At 62.9% G+C, this 6,975-nt stretch carries 4 protein-coding genes; 1 reads left to right on the forward strand and 3 read right to left on the reverse strand.

From position 1 onward, the window contains the following. Positions 1-147 precede the first annotated feature (147 nt). The 3 genes from purL to purS are packed head-to-tail and all read right to left on the reverse strand — an operon-like array spanning position 148 to position 3,365. A complete protein-coding gene (gene purL / locus HMPREF2978_RS00150) occupies positions 148-2,445 on the reverse strand; it encodes a phosphoribosylformylglycinamidine synthase subunit PurL (RefSeq protein WP_070524798.1) in 2,298 nt (765 codons plus the stop codon). 27 nt (positions 2,446-2,472) lie between these two features. Then, a complete protein-coding gene (gene purQ / locus HMPREF2978_RS00155) occupies positions 2,473-3,135 on the reverse strand; it encodes a phosphoribosylformylglycinamidine synthase subunit PurQ (RefSeq protein WP_070522890.1) in 663 nt (220 codons plus the stop codon). Continuing rightward, positions 3,135-3,365, reverse strand: coding sequence for a phosphoribosylformylglycinamidine synthase subunit PurS (gene purS, locus HMPREF2978_RS00160; RefSeq protein ID WP_070743287.1), 231 nt, complete (start codon positions 3,363-3,365; stop codon positions 3,135-3,137). Before purS ends, purQ begins: the two co-directional genes overlap by 1 nt. Positions 3,366-3,594: 229 nt before the next feature. Here purS and HMPREF2978_RS00165 point away from each other — a divergent pair, with 229 nt between their 5' ends. Next, positions 3,595-6,855, forward strand: coding sequence for an ExeM/NucH family extracellular endonuclease (locus HMPREF2978_RS00165; protein ID WP_246818698.1), 3,261 nt, complete (start codon positions 3,595-3,597; stop codon positions 6,853-6,855). Positions 6,856-6,975: the final 120 nt, after the last annotated feature.

Genomic DNA, 6,975 nt, shown 5'->3' on the forward strand with positions numbered 1-6,975 from the left:
GCACTCTAAAACCGGAAGGGCCGATTAATGACTACCTCTGAGCTCGTCAAATGACGAAGATATAAAAGATATAAAAGGATAAAAAGGTAACGGGCAAGGCCTCGCATAAGCGAGAACCCTGCCCGGTTGCAGTGTTGTATGTGTGGTCTACTCCACGACGGAGTTGGCGCCCACCGCGTGGCCGAAGAGGTCCGGCAGGGTTGCTGCCCAGGCCTCGCGCAGCTCGGAGACAGCGATGGACTCGCCGCCGAGCTCCAGCTCACCGTTGTCGGTGGTCTGGCCCACGACGACGGCCGGAACGCCGCACTCCTCGGCGCGCTGCAGCAGCATGTCGACGCGGTCAGCGGTCGTTGCTACGAGCACGCGGGAGGCGGACTCAGAGAAGGCGGCCACGAAGGCATCCTCGTGAACCTTGGGCAGGTCCAGGCTCAGGCCTACGCCGCTGCGCTTAGCCATCTCGAATGCGGTGACAGCAAGGCCGCCCTCAGAGAGGTCGTGAGCTGCAGTTAAGCCCTCGTTACCCACGAAGAAGTCCGCGAGGCGCTGCTCATTAGCCAGGTCCACCTGCGGGGGCAGGCCGTTGAGCCCGTTCTTCGCCTCATGGCCCTGCTCGTGAGCGCTCACCTGCTGCCAGATGGAACCGCCGAACTCATCCTTGGTCTCACCCAGGAGCACGAGAACCTCCGGCTCCTCCACGAGGCCAAGCTCGTTGCCGATGGACTTGTGGACGTCATCGATAACGCCCAGGACGCCCACGACGGGCGTCGGCAAGATCGGCTCCTCGCCGGTCTGGTTGTAGAAGGAGACGTTGCCGCCGGACACGGGGATGCCGAGTTCCACGGCACCGTCAGCAAGCCCATGCACGGACTCGCGGAACTGCCACATCACGTCCGGGTTTTCCGGGGAGCCATAGTTGAGACAGTTGGTGATGGCGACCGGTCGGGCACCGGTCACGGCGACGTTGCGGTAGGCCTCCGCCAACGCCAGGCGGGTACCCATGTTCGGATCCAGCTTGGTGTAGCGCCCAGAAGCATCGGCCGATACCGCGATACCGCGGCCGGTCTCCTCGTCGATGCGCAGCACACCAGCGTTCGCGTGGTGGGACTGCACGGTATTGCCACGCACGTAGCGGTCATACTGCTCGGTGATGAAATCACGCGAGCACAGCGCCGGGGAGGCCACAAGCTTCTTCAGTGCTACGGTGAGGTCCTGCTTCTCCACGCCCTTGAACTCCTGCAGCGCATCCTGCCACTCCGGGCGAGCATAGGGGCGGTCGTAGACCGGGGCCTCGTCCGCGATGGTGCCGGCCGGGGCATCCACGACGACCTCGCCCTGGTGGCGAATGATGAGGTGCTTGCCAGTGGTGACCTCACCGATCTCGGCGCAGGTGACATCCCAACGCGCGCAGATCTCCTTGAACTTCTCCACGTTCTCCGGGGTCACCACGGCGCACATGCGCTCCTGAGACTCGGAAGCAAGAATCTCTGCGGCGGTCATGTTCTTCGCACGCAGCGGGACGTTGTCCAGGTTGATCTCCATGCCGCCATCGCCGGCGGCGGCCAGCTCGGAGGTAGCGCAGGCCAGGCCCGCGCCGCCCAAGTCCTGGATGCCCACGACGATGCCGGACTTGTACAGCTCCAGGCAGCACTCGATGAGGACCTTCTCCGCGAACGGGTCACCCACCTGAACGGCTGGCAGCTTGCGCTCCGCGCCGTCCTCGAAGGTGTCAGAGGCCAACACGGACACGCCTCCGATGCCATCGAGGCCGGTGCGCGAGCCGAAGAGCATGACCTTGTTGCCGGTACCGGAGGCGAAGGCCAGCTTGAGGTCGTCCACCTTCAGCGTGCCCACGCACAACGCGTTGACCAGCGGGTTGCCGGCATAGGACTCATCAAAAACAGTTTCGCCACCAATGTTGGGCAGACCCAAGCAGTTGCCGTAGTGCGAAATACCTCCGACAACGCCAGGCAAAACGCGCTTGGTGTCGGGCGCATCAGCCGGGCCGAAGCGCAGCTGGTCCATCACGGCAATCGGGCGAGCGCCCATCGCCATGATGTCGCGGACGATGCCACCCACGCCCGTCGCGGCACCCTGGTGCGGCTCCACGTAGGAGGGGTGGTTGTGGCTTTCCACGCGGAAGGTCACCGCGTTGCCGTCTCCGATGTCCACCACGCCGGCGTTCTCACCGATGCCGGCGAGGATCTTGGAGCCCATCTCCTCGGTCATGGTTTCGCCGAAGTAGCGCAGGTGCGTCTTGGAGGACTTATAAGAGCAGTGCTCCGACCACATCACGGAGTACATAGTCAGCTCGGCGTCGGTCGGGCGGCGGCCCAGGATCTCGCGAATGTGCGCGTATTCGTCATCCTTCAGGCCCAATTCGCGGTAGGGCTGGTCCAGCTCAGGCTGCGAGGCCGCCTGCTCGACAGTGTCGTTGTGTACGGTCATTGTTTCTCCTTTAACCGTCGGCGCGGGTTAAGCGACGACCTTGAGGGCGGACACAAACAAACCCAGACCGTCGGTGGACGGGCCGGTGAGAAGATCGATGGCATGCTCCGGGTGCGGCATCAGCCCCACCACGTTGCCGGCCTCGTTGGTGATGCCGGCAATGCCATTGATGGAGCCGTTGAAGTTATCGGTATAGCGGAAGACCACGCGGCCCTCGCCCTCCAGGCGCTCCACGGTCTCCGCATCCGCCTGGAAGCGGCCCTCGCCGTGCTTCGCCGGAATCAGGATTCGCTGACCCTGCTCAAACTCGCTGGTCCAGGAGGTCTGTGCGTTCTCCACCTCGAGGTAGGTATCAACACAGTGGAAATGCAGGCCCTGGTTACGGGTCAGGGCGCCGGGCAACAGGCCAGCCTCCGTCAGAATCTGGAAGCCATTGCAGATGCCGAGCACCGGCATGCCCTTGTTCGCGGCATCGACGACCGCGCGCATCACCGGGGCCAGCGCCGAAATTGCGCCGGAGCGCAGGTAGTCACCGTAGGAAAAGCCACCGGGGACAACGACGGCGTCCACTCCTCGCAGGTCCTCATCCGCATGCCACAAGGACACGACTTCGGCGCCGGCGGTGCGGGCGGCGCGGGCCGCGTCGACGTCGTCAAGCGTGCCAGGGAAGGTAATAACGCCGATCTTCATTACTGGATGACCTCGTAGTCCTCGATCACGGTGTTGGCCAGCAGGGTGGAAGCCATCTTCTCGAGTTCTTCGGCACTGACCGAATCATCAACTTCAATCTCAAAGCGCTTGCCCTGGCGCACGTCGCTGACACCAGCAACCCCCAGGCGGCCCAGCGCGCGGACGACGGCCTGACCTTGCGGGTCCAAAATCTCGGCCTTGGGCATGACATTGACAACTACACGAGCCATGAAAATTTTGCCTTACTGTGCGTGAGTATAGGTGCCCCGCCAGTCTATCCCGCCGGCGAGAAAGTTTCGGAATCTTTGGGGGTGATGAATTCAAACCAAACGGCTGAAGAATTCTTGGGGAATCCCACCTTAACCCGCAGCTCACCATCTGTACTCCGGTATCACGTGCCCCGAAACCCAGGTAGAACCAGATGCATTGTCCGGCTCTCACCTATCCAAGGAACCTCTCATGCATTTCAAACGCATTGGCTCACTCGCCATCGCTGCCCTTGTCTCTACCTGCATTGTTGTCCCCCAGGCCAGTGCGGCGGTGGACGGCTCCAACGCCGTTATCTCTGAGGTCTACGGTGGCGGTGGCAACAAGGGGGCGGCGTTTACTAAGGATTTCATCGAGCTTTATAACCCCACCTCCGCTGACCTCGACCTCACTGGCTGGTCCGTGGAGTACCTATCCGCTTCTGGCAACTCAGGTGGAAAACACGAGCTATCCGGCTCCCTCCCGGCTGGGGGCTACTTCCTCATCCAGGACGGTGGCGGCGACACCGGGGAGCCGTTGCCTGCCCCTGATGCAGAGGGGAACCTGAACCTGTCCGGCTCCAAAGGATCGGTGAAGCTTTACGACGCCTCCGGTGCCGAGGTGGACCTCGTGGGGTATGGGGAGGCGTCGATTAGCGAGGGCTCCCCCGCCCAAGCCCTGAACAACTCCACCTCCGCGCAGCGTGATTCCAAGGGCACCGACACCGACGACAATGCCGCCGACTTCAGCGCTGCAGCACCGACGCCGAAGTCCGCCGGCGGGGCCGCCCCGCAACCGGACCCAGCTCCGGCCGAGCCGGGCGCGGCCGTCACCATCCCGGAGATCCAGGGCACCGGCGCGGAGTCCCCGTTCAAGGGCCAGAACGTCACTACCCAAGGCGTTGTCACCGCGGTGTGGCAGGGCGAGAAATCCCTCAACGGCTTCACCATCCAGTCCCCGGGCACGGGAAAGACCGCGCCGACCGAGGCCTCCGAAGCGGTCTTCGTCTACACCGGTGGCACCGGCTTCTACCCAGAAATTGGGGAGTCCGTCGAGGTCACCGGCACCGTTGATGAGTACTTTGGACAAACCCAGGTTGCCCTGAGCACCGGCTCCACGCTTGACGACGCCCTCTCCCCCATCACCCCGCTGGCCATCGATGCCCTACCGGAAGGCGATGAAGAGCGAGAGAAGCTCGAGTCCATGCTGCTCAAGCCCGGCGTGCACACCGTGACCGATAACTATGGTCTCAACCGCTACGGCGAGCTCGGTCTAGCGCCGGGCACCGAGGCACTGCGTCAGCCCACGGACATCGTCTCCCCAGGCACCCAGGAACAGAAGGACATGGAGGCCGCTAACGCGGCGAAGTACGTCATCTTGGACGACGGCTCCACGCGCGACTTCTCCCGCGATGGTGCATCCACGAAGCTGCCCTACATCATGCAGAACGGTTCGGAGGTCAAGACGATCCGCACCACCAACCAGGTGGAGTTCGCGGACTCCGGTGTCATCCTGGGTTACGGTCACGACCAGTGGCGTTTCCAGCCCACCACGATGATTACGGGTGACTCCGCGACCGCGGACCTGCCAATTACGTGGGACCCGGCCCGCCCGGATGCCCCGCAAGTGGATGGCGATTACACCGTGGCGGCGTTCAACGTGCTCAACTTCTTCATCAACCTGGGCGAGGACAACGGCGCAAAATCCTACAAGGACCGTTTTGGCAACGGTGTTGGCTCTGATAGCCCCACCTTCCGCGGTGCGTGGTCCGAGTCCGCGTTCAACGACCAGAAGGGCAAGATCCTCACTGCGCTGGAGGGCCTTGATGCCGATGTCATTGGCCTGTCGGAGATTGAGAACGCCGCGAACACCGTGGGTGGCTCCTACGACGATGCCGTGAAGTACCTCGTGGGTGAGCTCAACTCCCGCGCGGGTTCTGAGAAGTGGGATTACGTCAAGGCCCCGGCGAACGCGTCGGCCGATACGGATGTCATCCGCACCGCCATGATCTACAAGAAGGACCGTGTTAAGCCGGTGGGTGAGGCAACGCTGCTGGAGGATGAGCGCTTTAAGGGCACCGCCCGTACCCCGCTCGCCGCGGAGTTCCAGTCGGTTTCCGATAGGTGCGCTGCTGAAGGCCCCGATTCCTTCGTGGTGGTGACCAACCATTTCAAATCCAAGGGCTCGGTGGCCAACGGTGATGCCGATACCGGCGACGGCCAGGGCAACAACCCGAACGTGCGCAATGCCCACGCCCAGGCCGTCCTCGATGGGCTGGCCAAGCAGCCGCAGTGGCAGAAGAAGGCCACCTTCGTCATGGGTGATTTGAACGCTTACTCCAAGGAAGATGCCATCTCTGTCTTCCGCAACGCCGGCTACACCATCCCGGTGGAAGAGCTCAATGCGCAAGAGGACTGGCAGGACGTGGCCTCCTACCAGTTCTCCGGCCGCCTCGGTTCCCTGGACCACATCTTGGCTAACGAGTACGTCGATGCTCAGGCTGCGCAGACCTGGAACATCAACTCCGATGAGCCCATCGCCATGGAATACTCCCGCCGCAACTACACCGGCGGCGATGTCTTTGAGGCTGATAACCCCTACCGCTCCTCCGACCATGACCCGGTCAAGGTGGGCTTTAGCCTTGCGACGGTGAAGCGCTCTGCGGACGACCTCAAGGACTGCGACCCTGCTGAGGAGCCGGACCCGGCGGAGGAAGCCCGCGACATCAAGTCCGTCACCGTTGATGACAACGGCCACCTCATCATCACCTATACCGACGGCACCACTGAGGACACTGGCAAGGTCGTCGGCGCCGATGGCAAGCCAGGTAAAGACGGCGCTGACGGCGTTGATGGCCAGGATGGTACCGACGGTAAGGACGGTAAAGACGGCGCTGATGGCAAGGACGGCCGCGGTATCGAATCCGTGACCACGAACGACAAGGGCGAGGTAATCATCACCTACACCGACGGCACAACCGACAACCTCGGTCTCCTGGCCGGTCCGAAGGGCGACCAAGGCGAGCCGGGCCACGATGGCGATAACGGCGCCCCAGGACGCAACGGCGAAAACGGTAAGGACGGAACGGACGGTCGAGATGGCAAAGACGGCCGCGGCATCACATCCGTGACCACCGACGCTGCGGGCAACCTCGTTGTGAAGTACACCGACGGTACCTCCGAAACCGTCAAGGTAGACAGCAAGCCTGCTAGCCGAACCGGTTCTTCTGCCGGCGAGCACTGCCTACCGACTGCCCTCGGTCTCGCCATCCCCGCAGCCCTCGCCATCCCGTTAGCCTTCCTTGGGTTTGCCAACACACAGTTCAACATCCCGGGCTTTGAGCCTGCCCGGAAGCAGATTGAGTCGATAACCCGCAACATCCCGCGCGAAGCTCAGTACGCTGCCGGTGGCCTCGGCCTGCTAGCTGCGCTTGGCATCATCGGCGCGGCCTGCGCTCCGACCGAGTCTGAGTAAGGCGCTCTGCTGAGCGTATTTTTCAGTCTCGTTAAGCTCCTCGATAGAGGGGGGCTTTTCTCGTAGCGGCCCAAAACCCCTCTAACCAGGAATTTTGTTCCTCCGGTTGCGGGGTTGCGG

Source organism: Corynebacterium sp. HMSC074C01, assembly GCF_001814605.1.
GTDB lineage: Bacteria > Actinomycetota > Actinomycetes > Mycobacteriales > Mycobacteriaceae > Corynebacterium.

What these genes read in the sequence shown, in the direction of transcription:
- purQ (WP_070522890.1), bottom strand. Translation starts at nt 3,135, where the DNA reads ATGAAGATCGGCGTTATTACCTTCCCTGGCACGCTTGACGACGTCGAC.
- purL (WP_070524798.1), bottom strand. Translation starts at nt 2,445, where the DNA reads ATGACCGTACACAACGACACTGTCGAGCAGGCGGCCTCGCAGCCTGAG.
- purS (WP_070743287.1), bottom strand. Translation starts at nt 3,365, where the DNA reads ATGGCTCGTGTAGTTGTCAATGTCATGCCCAAGGCCGAGATTTTGGAC.
- HMPREF2978_RS00165 (WP_246818698.1), top strand. Translation starts at nt 3,595, where the DNA reads ATGCATTTCAAACGCATTGGCTCACTCGCCATCGCTGCCCTTGTCTCT.